Source organism: Streptomyces sp. SID3343, assembly GCF_009865215.1.
Taxonomy (GTDB): domain Bacteria; phylum Actinomycetota; class Actinomycetes; order Streptomycetales; family Streptomycetaceae; genus Embleya.
In genome coordinates, this window is record NZ_WWJX01001550.1 from 1 (window position 1) to 871 (window position 871).

The 871-nt window shown below is 71.4% G+C and carries 1 protein-coding gene; it reads right to left on the reverse strand.

What is annotated here, in order from left to right:
* Nucleotides 1-871, reverse strand: an 871-nt coding sequence (locus GT354_RS49155) for an FUSC family protein (RefSeq protein WP_161364652.1), incomplete at both ends; no start/stop codon positions are given.

An 871-nucleotide genomic window follows, 5' to 3' on the forward strand; every position in this document is an offset into this window, starting at 1 on the left:
GGACGCGATCAGCGTGCCGTACAACTCCCACCGATCCGGATTCCCGATCGAGTCGGCGAGCAGGATCGTCTCGGTCCGCTGCCGATCCGCGTCCGCCTCGGACTGCCGCTCGCGCAACGTCTCCTCGGCCCGCGCCGCCGCCTCGGTCGCGGGTCGACCCTGGAGCAGCAACAGGTGACCGTAGGCCGCGAACAGCGCGGCGAGCGAATGGAACAGGCTGCGCAGCGACTCCGCGGTCGCCACCGGGATGGAGGAGGAGCGCTCCTCGGTGTACAGCGCGCTCAACGCCCGACAGACGCTACGCAGCGCCACGGCGCTGATCTCCGCCGTGTCGAGCCCGCTCCGTAGGGCCACCACCGTCGTGGTCGCCCGGCGCCCACGCGGGTTCAACCGGGTGCCCTCCTCGGCCGTGGCCAACGTCGCGTCCACGCGCACGATGTCCCGGTCGATCCGGCGAGCCTCCTCCAACCACGCGTGGGCGCGGGCCGGGGTGACGTCGTCGACCACCTCGGAGGCCATCGTGTCGAGCAGCCGGATCAGCGCGTCGATCGCCGACTTCACCGCCTCGTTCGCCGGCCGCACGTGCACCGGCGGCGCGAGCACGAGCGAGAACACCATCCCGACCGCGGCGCCGATCAGCGTCTCGGCCACCCGGTCCCACGCGGTGTCCGCGACCTGGCTGACGCCGAGCACGATCATCGCGCTGATCGCCACCTCGTTGATCGAGTCGCGGAGCCGGATCAGATGCCCGATGCCCAGCGCGGCCAGCAGCAACAGGGACAGGCTCCACCAGTTCAACCCCACGGCCTCGCTGAACAAGACGGCGATCAGCACACCCAGGACCACGCTCGCGACTCGCCGCACGCCGGTG